The organism is Mycobacterium sp. E342 (genome assembly GCF_001667665.1).
Classification (GTDB): Bacteria; Actinomycetota; Actinomycetes; order Mycobacteriales; family Mycobacteriaceae; genus Mycobacterium.
Genome location: NZ_LZJM01000286.1, coordinates 1 through 13,012, shown reverse-complemented (window position 1 = coordinate 13,012; position 13,012 = coordinate 1). Strand labels below are relative to the sequence as shown.

13 protein-coding genes and 1 pseudogene are annotated in these 13,012 nt (G+C 68.8%); 7 read left to right on the top strand and 7 right to left on the bottom strand.

The window, feature by feature from the left end; all coding sequences use genetic code 11:
• Nucleotides 1-5: 5 nt before the first annotated feature.
• Genes A5692_RS23155 through A5692_RS23140 form a run of 4 tightly spaced genes read right to left on the bottom strand, consistent with a single transcriptional unit; the run spans nucleotide 6 to nucleotide 3,096 of the window.
• Nucleotides 6-251 carry a lipoyl domain-containing protein gene (locus A5692_RS23155; protein ID WP_068060427.1) on the bottom strand — a complete coding sequence of 82 codons (246 nt, stop codon included), beginning with the start codon at nucleotides 249-251 and terminating at the stop codon, nucleotides 6-8.
• Nucleotides 244-1,242 carry an alpha-ketoacid dehydrogenase subunit beta gene (locus A5692_RS23150; RefSeq protein ID WP_068060424.1) on the bottom strand — a complete coding sequence of 333 codons (999 nt, stop codon included), beginning with the start codon at nucleotides 1,240-1,242 and terminating at the stop codon, nucleotides 244-246. The genes A5692_RS23155 and A5692_RS23150 overlap by 8 nt, the downstream gene beginning before the upstream one ends.
• Nucleotides 1,243-1,244: 2 nt before the next feature.
• Nucleotides 1,245-2,228 carry a thiamine pyrophosphate-dependent dehydrogenase E1 component subunit alpha gene (locus A5692_RS23145; protein ID WP_068060493.1) on the bottom strand — a complete coding sequence of 328 codons (984 nt, stop codon included), beginning with the start codon at nucleotides 2,226-2,228 and terminating at the stop codon, nucleotides 1,245-1,247.
• A gap of 4 nt (nucleotides 2,229-2,232) precedes the next feature.
• On the bottom strand, nucleotides 2,233-3,096 hold the full coding sequence (locus A5692_RS23140) for a mycofactocin-coupled SDR family oxidoreductase (RefSeq protein ID WP_068060421.1): 864 nt from the start codon (nucleotides 3,094-3,096) through the stop codon (nucleotides 2,233-2,235).
• 234 nt (nucleotides 3,097-3,330) lie between these two features.
• Here A5692_RS23140 and A5692_RS23135 point away from each other — a divergent pair, with 234 nt between their 5' ends.
• The 3 genes from A5692_RS23135 to A5692_RS23125 all read left to right on the top strand — a co-directional run bounded on the left by A5692_RS23135 (nucleotide 3,331) and on the right by A5692_RS23125 (nucleotide 6,576).
• Nucleotides 3,331-4,563, top strand: coding sequence for a CaiB/BaiF CoA-transferase family protein (locus A5692_RS23135; RefSeq protein WP_068060418.1), 1,233 nt, complete (start codon nucleotides 3,331-3,333; stop codon nucleotides 4,561-4,563).
• Between the two features lie 116 nt (nucleotides 4,564-4,679).
• Nucleotides 4,680-6,044, top strand: a complete 1,365-nt coding sequence (locus tag A5692_RS23130; RefSeq protein WP_068060414.1) for a wax ester/triacylglycerol synthase domain-containing protein — start codon at nucleotides 4,680-4,682, stop codon at nucleotides 6,042-6,044.
• A gap of 244 nt (nucleotides 6,045-6,288) precedes the next feature.
• Nucleotides 6,289-6,576, top strand: a complete 288-nt coding sequence (locus A5692_RS23125; RefSeq protein ID WP_068060411.1) for an ANTAR domain-containing protein — start codon at nucleotides 6,289-6,291, stop codon at nucleotides 6,574-6,576.
• A gap of 196 nt (nucleotides 6,577-6,772) precedes the next feature.
• Here the strand turns inward: A5692_RS23125 and A5692_RS23120 are convergent, their stop codons facing one another.
• The gene (locus A5692_RS23120) at nucleotides 6,773-7,519 is read right to left on the bottom strand and encodes an IclR family transcriptional regulator (RefSeq protein WP_068060408.1); all 747 of its coding nucleotides are present in this window, start codon (nucleotides 7,517-7,519) and stop codon (nucleotides 6,773-6,775) included.
• Nucleotides 7,520-7,585: 66 nt separating this feature from the next.
• Between A5692_RS23120 and A5692_RS23115 the strand changes: the two genes are divergently transcribed.
• Both A5692_RS23115 and A5692_RS23110 read left to right on the top strand, forming a co-directional pair.
• Nucleotides 7,586-8,926: an FAD-binding oxidoreductase gene (locus tag A5692_RS23115; RefSeq protein ID WP_068060405.1), complete on the top strand. Its 1,341-nt coding sequence runs from the start codon at nucleotides 7,586-7,588 to the stop codon at nucleotides 8,924-8,926.
• On the top strand, nucleotides 8,926-9,735 hold the full coding sequence (locus A5692_RS23110) for a DAPG hydrolase family protein (RefSeq protein WP_068060402.1): 810 nt from the start codon (nucleotides 8,926-8,928) through the stop codon (nucleotides 9,733-9,735). The genes A5692_RS23115 and A5692_RS23110 overlap by 1 nt, the downstream gene beginning before the upstream one ends.
• 40 nt (nucleotides 9,736-9,775) lie before the next feature.
• Here A5692_RS23110 and A5692_RS23105 read toward each other — a convergent pair whose 3' ends face one another.
• The gene (locus A5692_RS23105; RefSeq protein ID WP_068060492.1) at nucleotides 9,776-11,542 is read right to left on the bottom strand and encodes a DUF4407 domain-containing protein; all 1,767 of its coding nucleotides are present in this window, start codon (nucleotides 11,540-11,542) and stop codon (nucleotides 9,776-9,778) included.
• Between the two features lie 198 nt (nucleotides 11,543-11,740).
• Between A5692_RS23105 and A5692_RS23100 the strand changes: the two genes are divergently transcribed.
• Both A5692_RS23100 and A5692_RS23095 read left to right on the top strand, forming a co-directional pair.
• Nucleotides 11,741-12,298 carry a hypothetical protein gene (locus A5692_RS23100; RefSeq protein ID WP_067917319.1) on the top strand — a complete coding sequence of 186 codons (558 nt, stop codon included), beginning with the start codon at nucleotides 11,741-11,743 and terminating at the stop codon, nucleotides 12,296-12,298.
• A gap of 101 nt (nucleotides 12,299-12,399) precedes the next feature.
• Nucleotides 12,400-12,828, top strand: coding sequence for an SRPBCC family protein (locus tag A5692_RS23095; RefSeq protein WP_068060399.1), 429 nt, complete (start codon nucleotides 12,400-12,402; stop codon nucleotides 12,826-12,828).
• A gap of 12 nt (nucleotides 12,829-12,840) precedes the next feature.
• On the opposite strand, the pseudogene A5692_RS29250 reads toward A5692_RS23095, so the two are convergent.
• Nucleotides 12,841-13,012, bottom strand: a pseudogene (locus A5692_RS29250) (LapA family protein); the annotation flags it as partial.

Here is a 13,012-nt window from a genome sequence, read left to right as displayed (position 1 = left end):
CGTGCTCACCTTTCCTGGTCAGTGATGACGCCGATTGCGGCGCCGATGTCGTAGGTGGTCCCGACCTGCCCCGTCCAGTGCACGGTGCCCGACGCTCCCGCTTCGATTTCCTGCTCCACCTTCTCGGTGGCGATCACGTAGATCGGCGTGCCCGCTTCCACGCGCTGGCCGGCGTCGACGAGCAGGCCGGTGAGCTCGGCCTCCGACACGGCCACCGAGACGCGCGGGATGCGGATGACGAAGTCAGCCATGCACTCTCGCTCCCGCGAGGGTCTTCTGCGCGGCCGCGACGATCCGCGCCGGGGAGGGATACACCTGCGCCTCGAGCGCCGCCGCCGCCGGGTTGGGGACGAACCGGGCGGCCACGCGCTCGACGGGCGCGGCCAGCTCGGAGAACAATTCCGAGTGCAGGATCGCGGCGACTTCGGCGCCGGGGCCGGCGAATTGGACGGCGTCGTGAACGATCACGGCCCGGCGGGTGCGGCGTACCGAGGCGACGACGGTCTCGACGTCGAGCGGCACCAAAGTGCGCAGATCGACGACCTCGGCGCTGATGCCCTCTTCGTGCAGCGTGGCCGCGGCGGCGAGCGCGTCGTGCACGCAGCGTCCGTAGCCGATCAGGCTGACGTCGGTGCCGGGCCGCTTGACGTCGGCCTGGCCCAACGGGATCGAGAATCCGGCATCGACGGGGACGGGCCCCTTCTTGCCCTGCAGCCGGATCGTCTCGACGAACAGGCAGGGATCGGGGTCGAAGATCGCCGTTGTCAGCAGGCCCTTCCCGTCCCGCGGCGTCGACGGCACGATCACCTTCATGCCCGGGATGTGCATGAACCACGCCTCGAGGCTCTGCGAATGCGTGGCCCCGGTGGCCAGCCCGGCGTAGACCTGAGTGCGAACGGTGAGCGGCGCCGTCGTGCGCCCGGCGGTCATGAACCTCAGCTTCGCCGCGTTGTTGATCAGCTGGTCGACGGCGATGCCGATGAAATCCATGATCATGATCTCGGCCACCGGCAGCAGCCCGTCGATGGCCGCGCCGACGGCCGCGCCGACGATCGCCGCCTCCGAGATCGGGGTGTCCAGGACGCGGTCGTGGCCGTATTTCGTCGACAGGCCCGCGGTGGGTCCCGACGCGCCGGGGTCGGCGATGTCCTCACCGAGCAGGAACACCCTGTCGTCGGCGGCGAGCGCCTGGTCTAGTGCGAGGTTCAGCGCCTCGCGCATCGTCATCTCTTGTTCTCGCATGCTCACACCGGGAACTTGATCGGGGTCGCGTACACGTCTCGGTCCAGCTCGTCGATCGACGGGGCCTCCGCGCGCATGACGGTTTCCAACGCCGTCTCCACCGCGGCCAGCGCCTCCTCGTCGATGCGGTCGAGTTCGTCCCGATCGCAGATGCCGGCCTCGACCAGCTGGTCGCGGAAGCGGGGCACCGGATCGGCTTCGATCGCGGCGGCCAGCTGATCCTTGGGGATGTAGGGCATCCGGTCACCGAAGTAATGGCCGCGGAAGCGGAACGTCACGCATTCGACGAAGGTGGGGCCCCCACCGGCGCGGGCGCGCCGCAGCGCGTCATCGAGTGTCGATTTGATCGCCAGCGGATCGTTTCCGTCGACACGCACCCCCGGCATGCCGTAGCCGGCCGCCCGGTCAGCGACACATTCGAGCTTCATCGTGTCGGCGGTCGGCGTCATCTCGGCGTAGAGGTTGTTCTGGCAGACGAACACCATCGGCAGGTCCCAGAGCGCGGCCATGTTCGCCGCCTCGTGGAAAGACCCGGTGTTGGTGGCGCCGTCGCCGAAGCTCACCGCGGTGACGCGATCGAGGCCTTTGCGTTTCGCGGCCAGCGCCAATCCCACCGCCACCGGCGGGCCCGCCCCGACGATCCCGGTCGAAAGCATCACGCCCCGAACGGGATTGGCGATGTGCATGGTGCCGCCCTTGCCGCGGGCGGCGCCGACGGTGCGGCCCATCATCTCGCCGTAGATCTCTTCCAGCGGGACGCCCTTGCCGATGAGATCGTGCAGCCCACGGTAGGTGGTCACCAACTGGTCGTCGGGCCGCAGCGCGAGGCCCATCGCGGCGGCGATGGCCTCCTGCCCGCGCGAGGGCCAGTAGACGCACATGAACTCGCCGGTGCCGATCCCTTTGGAGAGCCGGTCGTCGGCCGCCTTCATGAGCACCATCAGCTCATACAGGCGGCGTTGTACGCCCGTTGTCCCGTTGCTCATGCGATCACGCACCCGACCACGGCTTGACCTTCAGGAAGCCGCCCCCGTCGACACGGAGTTGCTGCCCGGTGATGTAGCGCGCCGCGTCGGACGCGAGAAAGAGCACCGCCTCGCTGATGTCCTCGGGTTCGACATAGGGGATCGGCATCGCCTGCACGAGCGGGAAAACCGGCTCCGCGTCCTCGCGGGTCGGATCCTTCAGGTCCGGCCGGAAGGCCCGATACATCGGCGGGCTGTGCAGCATGTCGGTGTTGACGTTGGTCGGGTGCACCGCGTTCATCCGGATGGAGAACTTGGCTAGCGCCAGGGCGAAGTCGTTGACGTAATGCGCCGCAGCCAGTTTCGCGAAGGCGTATCCGGCCCCGCCGGGGCCGCCGTCGATGCCGGTCGTGTTCATCGATGACATGAACGCCGCGTTGGAGCCGATCACGATGATCGACGCGCCGGCATGCAGATGCTTGAGGCTCGCGTGCACCAGGTTCAGCACGCCGACCAGGTCCACGTCCACGGCGTCGGCGAAGGCCTGCGGCGGCAGGCCCGCCGTCAGCGGGCAGATGCCCGCGTTCGCGACGACGACGTCGAGATGCCCCAGCTCGGCCACGCCGTCGTCGATCGCCGCGGCCAGCGCCATCCGATCGCGGACGTCGGCGACCGCGGTGAACGCGCGCTGCCCCTCCTTCTCGACCAGCCGGGCGGTCTCCTCGAGGTCCTCGCGCCGCGCCAGGGGATACTCGTTGGTCTCGATGTCGGCGCACAGGTCCACCGCGATGATGTCGGCGCCTTCGGCGGCGAGCATCCGCGCATGCGAACGGCCCTGACCGCGCGCGGCGCCACTGATCACGGCCACCTTGCCCGTTACCCTGCCCATGCCCGTCCTTCGTCCGTGGTCATCGCGATCCACGCTGGGGCCCAACGGCGTTCGCCGCTGGCGACGCCGTGCACACGGCGCGCGCTCACGGGTATCGGATTCGGGCCACCGGTCGGATCCATCGCATCTCTTCCCCGAAAAACTGCGCTGACCTGCAGCTGGGCTACCACTACGCCCTAGACTAGCTAGAATATCTAAAATAGCAAGGAATGGCGGTCGGCCGAGGGAGTTGTGATGTCTGGTGTCCGCGGGGGTGTCCTCGAAGGTGTGCGGGTGGTCGAGCTGGCGTCGTGGACCTACGTGCCTTCGGCCGGTGCGGCACTGGCGGACTGGGGCGCCGACGTGATCAAGGTGGAAGGCGTCGCGTCGGGCGATCCCGGGCGCGCACTGGTCGTCGGCGGGTTCACCCGGCAGGCGGCCAGACCGGACGCCGACTTCATCCTCGAGTTGGGCAACCGTGGCAAGCGCAGCATCGCCATCGACATCAAATCGGAGACCGGTCGCGAGCTGTTCGGCCGCCTGCTGGCGAGTGCCGATGTGTTCCTTACCAATTGGCTGCCGGGCGCGCTCGAGCGGGCGCGGCTGACGGTGGACGACATCCGTGCGTTCAACCCGAAGATCATCATCGCGCGCGGTACCGGGCTGGGGGTGCGGGGTCCCGACCGCGATCGCGGCGGGTTCGACGCCGCCACCTACCTCGCGCGCGGCGGCGTCGCCTACACGCTCACGCCGTTCGGCACGGACACCCCCGCCGTCCAGGGGCCCGGATTCGGTGACCTGCAGGGCGGGGCCACCCTCGCCGGGGGGGTATGCGCCGCGCTGTTTCACCGCGAACGCACCGGTGAACCGACGATCGTCGACTCCTCGCTGCTGGCGCAGGCCATGTGGGCGATCGCACCGTCCATCTCGGCGGCCGATTTCTTCGACATCGACGGGATTCCGGGCGCGCCGCCCGGGTTGGCCATCAACCCGCTTGTCAACCGGTACAAGACCCGGGATGGCCGGTGGATCCAGTTGGTGTTCCTGCAACCGGACAAGTTCTGGGCGGGGTTCTGCGAGCGCATGGGCCTGGGCGAACTGGCCACCGACGAACGCTTCGTGCCGTCGGCCAACCTGATCGCCAACGCCGCGGCGGCCACCGAGATCCTGGCCGAGGTGTTCGCCCGTCACGACCTGGCCCACTGGCAGAAGGCGCTCGAGGACGAACCGGGCGTGTGGGGTGCCCTGGCGACGCCGCGGGAAACCCTCAACGATCCGCAGGTCGAGCCCAACGGATACGTGGTGACCAACGTCGACGACCACGGCGAGAAGTACCGGATCGTCGCCGCGCCCGTGCAGTTCGACGAGACGCCGCCGGCGCCCGCGCGTGCTCCCGAACACGGCCAGCACACGGAGGAAATCCTGCTGGAGCTCGGCGTCGACTGGGACGACATCGCCAGGGCCAAGGACCTCAACGCGATTCTGTAATCGCCGCACCGGCAGTCGACCAAAGCCGCTATCTGTGGGGACCAAAGTCATCGACTGCCGATAACCCGATGACCTGGGACGCCGGCAGTCGTACGTTCTGTGCGAGGAGCACAAACATGACTGCATTCATGCGCGCCAGTGACGCCTTCACCTGGGCTATGGAAAGCGATCCACGGCTGCGGTCGACCGTGGTCAGTGTCGTTCTTCTGGACCGGTCCCCGGACTGGGACGACGTGCGCAAACGGTTCGACTTGATCAGTCGCACGCTGCCCATGTTCCGGCAGCGGGTGGTGCAGTCGCCTGCGCCCGCGCCGCCGCGGTGGGAGCATTACCGGGATTTCGACCTGGATTACCACCTGCGGCGGGCGACCATCTCCGGCCCCGGGACCCTCGACGACGTGCTCGAGTTGGCGCGGGTGGCCGAGATGCAGGATTTCGACCGGGCCCGCGCGCTGTGGGAGACCACGTTCATCGACGGTCTGGAAAACGGCGGCGCGGCCGTGATCTGCAAGTTCCACCACGCGCTCACCGACGGGGTCGGCGGAGTCCAGATCGCGATGCACCTGTTCGACCTCTCCGAAGAGCTCTATCCCGTCGAACCCATGCCGCCGGAGCCGCAGGTCGCGGGGTCGGGGCTGCTGGGCGGCTACCGCGATGCCGTGCGCTACGACGCCGGCCTGCTCAACTCGGCCCTGGTGGGGGCGGCCAACCGGCTGCCACGGTTGATGTACGACGGGGTTCGGCGGCCCGTCGCCACCATCCGATCCGCGGCGACCACCGCGGCATCCGTCTACCGAACCGTCCGGCCGATCAGCCGACCCGGGTCGCCGTTGGCGACGGACCGCGGCCTGATCCGTCATCTCGGGGTGCATCAGGTGCCGACGCGGCCGCTGCGGGAAGCCGCACACCGTTGCGGTGGGGCACTGAACGACGCCTTTGTCGCGGGGGTCGCCGGTGGGCTGCGCCTCTACCACGAAAAGCACGGTGTGCCGGTGGGCGACCTGCATATCACGATGCCGATCAGCCTGCGGACCCAAGAGGACGGCATCGGCGGGAACCGGATCACGCTGATGCGCTTCGACGTGCCCGTCGGCGAGATCGATCCGGCGAAACGCATCACGGCGATCCGGCAGCGCACCGCGGCGGTGCGCAACGAAAAATCACTGCCCTACACGCAATTGATTGCCGGAGTTCTCAATCTCGCGCCCCGGTGGTACATCGGCTCGGTCCTGCGCCACGTTGATTTCGTGGCCAGCGATGTGCCGGGCGTCCCGGTGCCGGTCTTCCTCGGCGGCGCCCCGGTGCGCGCACAATACGCTTTCGGCCCCACCATCGGTGCGGCCGTCAATGTCACGCTTCTCACCTATGTCGACACCTGCGGGCTCGGCATGAACATCGACACCACCGCAATTCCCGATTACGACGTTTTCCAAGACGCCATCGCCGGCGGCTTCGACGAAATCCTGTCTCTGGCAAACTAATTCGAATCCATCGAATTTCCATTCCCATCGGTATGCCGTGGGAGTCGTTGATTAGCAGCCGATCCCGAAACGGTCACGGGCGGGTATCAATCACGGCAGTAGACTGGCACATCGCGCTCGATCGACAAATCATGGCACAGGGCGCTTTTGAGGTTTGCGGCCGCGACGATGCGTAGCGCAGGAATTCCTCGTCCGCTATCGCTAGTGGCGGATTCGTGACGGCGCCGCAGGAGGTATCCACAACATGACGACGAACTGGGTTCCCGCCCAGACTTCGTGTGGCCCGCATTCCGGTCGCATCCTCGACACCGCGCGGGGCATTCTCATCGGCCTTCGCCGGTGCCCGTCGGAAGCCGCCCTGGACGAATTGCACAGCGCGGCATTGCGGCACAAGGTGCCGGTGTTCGCGATGGCCTGGGCGTTGGTGCACCTGGCCGGCGACGGCGAGAAGACGCCGAGTTTCACCGATGCGCAATCCGCGGCCCGGCGCGAATGGGGGCCGCTGTTCTCCTCCGCCGCAGTGCCCTGTTGAGCGGGGCTCACGACGTTGGGGCGGCCGAGCTTTCGAGGGGTAACCCGGCCGCCTCCAACTCCAGCCTGACCGACTCCCGCTCCGAGGGCCTGCCGCTGCGATGGCCGACCCGGAGGCGTGGCCTCCGGCGCATCCGGAGGGGTGGAGCGCCGACCCTTCCCGGGCCCGAAGGCGACTACGGCATCAATCTGGTCCGCTAGCGCCCCCAGGCCGGCGATTCGGCCGCAGCGCGCAGTGCGGCGACGATACGCGGTTCCTTCTCCAGGAAACGCTCCGTCGGCGCCGGCACCGAGATGGCGATCACGTTGTCGCCCGCGGTGCGGCGCGCGATCGCGGCCGCCGAGATCCCCGGGGTGTGTTCGTCGCGATCGAAAGCCACTCCGGTCCGCCGGATCTCGGCGACCTCGGCGCGAAGCCGGTCTGCGACAGCGGGATCGCAGCGGGAGATCACCGCCTCGGCGTCGGCATCGTCGAGGGTCGCGAGGGCCGCCTTTCCGTTGGCCGTCGACTCCACCGGGAACCGGACGCCGACGGCCGAGACGGCGCGCAGACGATGCGACGATTCGATCTGGTCGATGAACCACATGCGCTGGCCCCGCAATATCGAGAGGTCGACCGTCTCCCCGTCGGTCGCGCGCGCCACCCGCTCGATGGTTGGCCGGAAGATCGCCGCGATCTGCGTCCCGTCCGAATTCCCGAGTCCGAGCAGGCGGTCACCCAGGGAAAACCGGCCCTGCGAATCGACGCTGGCCAGCCCGACCTCGACCAGGCCCACCAGCAGCCGGCGCGCCGTCGACTTGGCCAGGCCGAGCCGCTCACCGAGGTCGACCAGGCGTAACCGGCCGGGCTCGGCGGCGATCTCGTCCAGCGCGGCGGCGGCGCGGCGCAACACCTGGATGCCTTCGTCGCGACCAGACGAAAGATTTTCCCCCGAATTCGGCATCAGCCCACTATATTGGTCCGCATCGCGGATCACAAAGATCCGAATAGTGAATCGAGGAGATTCCAGATGAGCGGGCTACCGGCGGGGCGGCACCACTTCCGCGGCGACGACGGCTACGAGGCGGCCCGCCGTGGCACCGTGTGGCATCAACGCGTGCCGGAGCGCTTTCCCGAAGTCATCGTGCAGGCCGCCGATGCCGACGACATCGTCGCCGGCATCCGCTATGCCGCCGCGCACAGCCTGAAGGTCAGCGTCGTTTCCGGGGGGCACAGTTTCTCGGCCAGCCACCTGCGTGACGGGTCCGTTCTGCTCGACGTCAGCCGCCTCGACCATGCCGTCATCGACGCCGACAAGCGGCTCGCCCAAGTGGGTCCGGGCAAGGGCGGCAGCCTGCTCATGGCCGATCTCGAGGCGCAGGGCCTGTTCTTCCCCGGCGGCCACTGCAAGGGCGTCTGCCTCGGCGGTTACCTGCTGCAGGGCGGATACGGCTGGAACAGCCGCGTTTACGGGCCGGCCTGCGAGAGCGTCGTCGGCCTGGACGTCGTCACCGCCGAGGGCGAACAGATCCACTGCGACGCCAGCAACAACGCCGACCTCTACTGGGCCGCCCGCGGCGCCGGCCCCGGCTTCTTCGCCGTGGTCACGTCGTTCTACCTGAAGCTCTATCCCCGCCCCGGCGCCTGCGGCACCAGCGTCTACGTCTATCCATTCGAGCTTGCCGACGAGGTCTTCACGTGGACCCGCGCGGTGAGCGCGGAGGTGGACCCGCGAATCGAGCTGCAGGCCGTGGCCTCGCGCGCCGAACCGAACATGGGCATCGACACCCCCGTCATCTCGCTCGCCTCGCCCGCGTTCGCGGACTCCGACGAGCAGGCCGAAAAGGCGCTCGCCCTCTTCGGCACCTGCCCGGTCGCCGATCGCGCGATCGTCAAAATCCCTTACCTGCCAACCGATTTGCCGACCTGGTACGACGTCGCGATGAGCCACTACCTGTCCGACCACCACTACGCGGTGGACAACATGTGGACATCGGCGTCAGCCGAAGAGCTGTTGCCGGGAATCCGGACGATCCTGGACACGATGCCCCCGCACCCGGCGCACTTCCTGTGGTTGAACTGGGGTCCGTGCCCGCCCCGCCAGGACATGGCCTACAGCATCGAAGGTGATATCTACCTGGCCCTCTACGGGTCGTGGAAGGACCCGGCCGACGAGGCGAAGTGCGCCGACTGGGCGCGGTCCAACATGGCGGCGATGTCCGAATTCGCGATCGGCATCCAGCTGGCCGACGAGAACCTCGGTCAGCGTCCGGCGCGGTTCGCCAGCGACGCCGCCATGGCCAAGCTCGACCGCGTGCGCGCCGAGTACGACCCCGACGGCCTGTTCAACGGCTGGATGGGGCGACTCTGATGGCCGGCGAGCTGTACCTGGGCTACCGCGGCGACGACGCGAACACCCCGTTCGGCAAGTTCTTCACGCCCGAGATGGCCCCGCTGCCACGCCACGTCGTCGAGGCACTGGAACACGGGCCGCAGGGCGCCATGGCGCTGCCCGCGTTCGACGACGCCGCGCGCGTCGCCGACGACGCATACCAGCGGACCGAGAACGGCTATGGGGTCCTCGGGGACGGCGGGTATCAGGTGTCGGTGCGCACCGACATGCCGGGGGTCACCCCGGCCATGTGGTCCTGGTGGTTCGGCTGGCACGGCTGCGACACCCGCCGCTACAAGCTCTGGCATCCGCGCGCCCACCTGCACGCCGCTTGGAAGGACGGAGACGACGCGGGCCGCGCCGGCGCCCGGCGCTACATCGGCCGCTGGTCGTTGATCAGCGAGTACATCGGCTCGACGATGCTCAACGGCGCAATCCAATTCGTCGATCCGGTGACGATGGGCTGCCCGCCCGACAGCGACGGCGCGGTGGCGATCTGTGCCCGGCTGGGGTCCAGCGAGGCCCCGGTGGACGTCGGATGGTTCATCCACCACATCCGGTCGACCGCGAACGGGGCGGAGATGCGGTCGCGATTCTGGATGGGCGGACGGCACATCGCGGTCCGCAACGTGCCCGGCGTCGCGTCGCGGGCGGTGCGCCCGATCGCCTCGCGGGTGCTGGGCAACGCGGAGACCAGCGCTCGCAACCTGATGGTGCATTGCGCCCAGGAGATGAATCACCTGGCCGCATTCCTACCGGACCTCTACCAAGCCTTCGGCCACGAATAGCGATCATTCGCCGGCGTCGCGCACCGGAGAACAGCCGCCGTCAAGCGGGGGGAAGTTGCCGCGGCCCCCGCGGTGAATCGAGCTCGGCCGGTCCCTCCCGCTTCGTCAACTCCGGATCGCTGCCACGCTCCGACGCGCCCAGCGACGAGACGGTCTGCTCGTGGCCGCCCGGCCGCCGTTGGGTCACCGCGGTGCGATCCACGCGCGACGAGTCGATGAATCCCCTTGTTGGCGAACGCTGCTCACTCGCCGCGGCCGGCGGCATGGGCCGCTCGTGGGCGTCGGAGCTTTCGGAGTCCACCGTGACGCGGTGGGTGCGCCGCAGCGCGAAGGTGATCTCCTCGACCTCCTCGAACACCTGGCGCGCGGTGCGCAGCGGCGCGGTCGTGGTGTCGAGCACCCGAGCGACGAAAGGCGGCACCAGCGGGCGAATCCACCGCGCCGCGGCCTTGGTGGCGTCCGGAATCGACGGGATGAGCGACGTGCCACCATCTGCACCGGCTTCCCGCGGCGCAACGTCGCGGCCGGCGGGCGCCGGCAGGTTCTCCACCTCGGGGGTCTGCGCGGGGGCAGGCAGCCCTACCAGCGCTCGGCTGGCGGCCTCGGCCTCGGCGGCAATAGGCAGGTAGATGTCTTCGTCGGCCGGTTCGAGTGGGCGGTGCGCCGCCGCCCGCACCGGGGGCTCGAACGCCTCCTCGATTCGCCGGCGCTGCTGCTCGCGGTCGATTTCCGTTTGCGCCTCGATCGCCAGCCGGGCCTGGGTGAGTTGGTGCTCGGCCCACATGATCTCGGCCTCGCGGCGGACCTCGGCCCGCTTGATCGCGATGGCGGTGTCCGCCTCGAGTTCCGCGCGTTCGCGCTCCGCGCGCGCCGTGGCATGGCGATCGTGGGTGGTCTCTCCGCGCCACCGTCCCAGGATCAGCGGCAGCAGGTAGAGCAGCACGCAGAACGCGATCGCCATGAGCCGCAGCATCAGCGCGCCGAAGTCAGCCGACGTCAGGTCGTTCATGGCGACCCAGCGCGCGCCGAGGCCACGATCGGCGTTCGCGACCACGCCGTGGCGAGCGTCGTCGAGCGCTTGCTGCTGGTGGGAGATGGTGGCGTCCAGCTCGGGCGCTTGCCGGTCACGGGCGGCCAGCGCGTTGTCGAGCTCGTGCTGGGCATCCGCCAAAAGTTCGTTGGCCGTTCGTGTTTCGGGTCCCGCACCCGGGACACCGGTGATCCGGGTTTGCGGGCAGCCCGGGGTGGGGTGGTATTCGCAGCGCGCGACGACCAGGGCCTGATCCTGCTGCTGGTGCGCCCGGTCGACGGCGCCGTCGAGCGCGGCGCGCGCATCCCGGGTTTGCTGCAGCGACGCCGACGCCTGCGCCACGGCCGGCGCCGAATCGGCGTTGCGCAGGGCGCGTTCGTCGAGGCGGTGGTCGATCGAGCCGGACAGCAGGACGATCGCGGCCAGCTCGCCGTCGACGGCGCCGAGCGCGACCGCGACCGCCGCCCGGGCCGCCACCCCGGCCCGGCCTTGGTGGGAACCGGTCGTGGTGGCGCGGGTGACCGCGCCGACCAGCAGGCCGAACACCAGGGTCATCGGCAGGACGGAAAGGACCGCCCAGCGAGCCGACTCGCTCACCGCCAGGGTCGCGACCAGCCAGGCCAGCACCGCCCCGAACAGCACCACCGCGCCGGATACGGCGTGCGTGGACCGCTCGTGGCGCTCATCCAGCTCCCGCCACTGCCCGCCGCCAAGCCAGGTGAGCAGGCTCGCGGGCGACAAGTCCGAGCGCCGCTCGGCAGCTTTGTGGGCGCACATGGAAAACACCTCCCAACTCAACAAGCCTCCCAGGCCACCACCGGCCGAATCGAATTGAAGCCCCCCGCGTGTGGCGTGCCTCACAACCTGTTCCTGATCGAGGGCGGTCCCAGCGACCGGGCCGCGGCCGCGCCGATTTCCGGCGACGCGTGCAGATCGGCAACGGTTCCGACGGCCGGCGTGAGACGGTATAAGCCTATGGAGACTCACGATTATGTCACCTACGAAGAGTTCGGACGAAGATTCTTCGAGGTCGCCGTCACCCCCGAGCGTGTCGCCGCCGCCTTCGCCGACATCGCCGGCAACGAGTTCGCCATGGAGCCCATCGCGCAGGGGCCCGGCGGGATCGCCAAGGTCAGCGCCAACGTCAAGATCCACGAGCCCAAGGTCACGCGCCGCCTGGGCGACAGCATCACCTTCGTCATACACATCCCGTTGTCGATCGATCTGCTACTCGATCTTCGGCTCGACAAGCAGCGGTTCGTGGTGTCGGGGGACATCGCCCTGCGGGCCACCGCGCGAGCCGCCGAGCCGCTGCTGCTGATCGTCGACGTCGCGAAACCGCGGCCGTCCGACATCACCGTCAACGTCTCCTCGAAGTCCTTCCGCGGTGAGGTGTTGCGCATTCTCGCCGGCGTCGACGGCGAGATCCGCCGATTCGTCGCCCAGTACGTCGCCGAGGAGATCGACGCGCCGCAGTCACAAGCCGCGCAGGTCATCGACGTGGCCCAGCAATTGGAGCAGACCTGGCCCTGACGGCCACGCGTAGGCCGGCTCCCGCGGGGGTACCCAATGCGCATTGTGCGCTGGTCACCGGCGCACGACCGCGATCACGGTCTGGGGGGGAGCGAGAAGACTTGGCACGAGTAGATGTTTCGGTGAGGTCGCAGGTGGACCCGGAGGCCGCCTGGAAGCTGGCATCCGACCTGAGCCGATTCGACGAGTGGATGACCATCTTCGCCGGATGGCGCGGGCCCGTTCCGGAAACGATCGAGGAGGGCACCTGCGTGTCCTCCTGCGTGAAGGTCAAGGGGTTTCGCAACGTCATCCACTGGACGGTCACCCGTTACGACGAGCCGAAATCCATTGAGCTGCAAGGTCGCGGCCGCGGGGGAATCCGCCTCGGGGTGGCGATGACCGTCACGGACGAGCAATCCGAAACGGACTTTCACCTCACCGCGGACCTCGGGGGCGGATTGCTCAGCGGTCCGATCGGAGGTTTGGTCGCGCGGGTGCTCCGCTCCGATGTGGAGAAGTCCGTGCACAACCTCGTCGCGCTGCAATAGCGGGCAATAGCGCTAGCGCGCGGCGTGGCCGATCGGCCATTCCCGCTCAGTTTGGCGAATTCGCCTGCGGTCCATGGTAAGCCAGGCCAGCCCGGCGCCGAACCCGAGCAGCGCGACGATCGCGGCGGCTACGCCCGCACCCGCGTCTCCCAGCGCGAAGGTCGCCACGCATACCACGAATGCC